This window comes from Mycolicibacter algericus DSM 45454, from assembly GCF_002086455.1.
GTDB classification, from domain to species: domain Bacteria; phylum Actinomycetota; class Actinomycetes; order Mycobacteriales; family Mycobacteriaceae; genus Mycobacterium; species Mycobacterium algericum.
Window position 1 is genome coordinate 1 of record NZ_MVHC01000083.1, and the last position, 1,127, is coordinate 1,127.

The following is a 1,127-nucleotide window of genomic DNA, read 5'->3' on the forward strand; positions in this document are numbered from 1 at the left end:
GTGTCCTGAGTCATTAATTCGTACGCTCTTGTTAGCATGGGTGATGCCATCGCCGCATGCCGCCAAGATCGTCCTGACCGATGACGAACGTGCCGAGTTGGAGAGCTGGACTCGTCGGCGCAACAGCGCCGCGAGCCTGGCTCTGCGGGCCCGAATAGTTCTGGCGTGCGCCGACGGCGGCAGCAATGTCCAGATTGCCGACCGGCTGGAGCTCGATCGCAGCACGATCCGTAAGTGGCGCAACAGATTCGTCGAGTTGCGGTGCGACGGACTGCTCGATGAGCCGCGGCCCGGCCGGCCCAGGGTGATCGGTGATGACCAGATTGAAGCGTTGATCACTGCGACGCTGGAATCCACCCCGCCGAATGCCACGCACTGGTCGACTCGGTCAATGGCCGATCACCTGGGTTTGAGCCAGTCGATGGTCTCGCGGGTATGGCGGGCGTTCGGATTAGCTCCGCACAAGCAGGATTCATGGAAGCTATCCAAGGACCCGTTGTTCGTCGAGAAGGTCCGCGACGTCGTCGGCCTGTATCTCAATCCACCGGAGCGGGCGGTGGTGCTCTGCGTCGACGAAAAGACCCAGATCCAGGCCCTTAACCGCACCCAACCGGTGTTCCCGATGCTGCCGGGAACCCCGGCGCGAGCCAGCCATGACTACGTCCGCCACGGCACCTCAAGCCTGTATGCCGCACTTGATCTGGCCACCGGCAAAGTCATCGGCTCGCTGCATTCCCGGCACCGCAGCCAGGAGTTCCTCGCGTTCTTGAAGAAGATCGACGCCGAAGTCCCCGCCGACATGGACTGCCACGTCGTTCTCGACAACGCCTCCACACACAAGACCCCCGCGGTAAAGCGTTGGCTGACAAACCATCCCCGCTTCGTGCTGCATTTCACCCCGACCAGCTCAAGCTGGCTCAACCTCGTCGAACGCTGGTTCGCCGAACTGACCACCAAGAAACTACGACGCGGCACCCACACCTCAGTGCGACAACTCAACGCCGATATCCGTGCCTGGATCAACACCTGGAACGACAACCCACGGCCCTACGTCTGGACCAAAACCGCCGACCAAATCCTGGAATCCATCGCCAACTACTGCCGACGAATTAATGACTCAGGACACT

General features: G+C 61.3%; 1 protein-coding gene. It reads left to right on the plus strand.

All coding sequences use genetic code 11. The annotated features are described in order from the left end of the window. Positions 1 to 43: 43 nt before the first annotated feature. Positions 44 to 1,127: IS630 family transposase (locus BST10_RS22175; protein ID WP_083040790.1), on the plus strand; the 1,084-nt coding region annotated here is incomplete at its 3' end.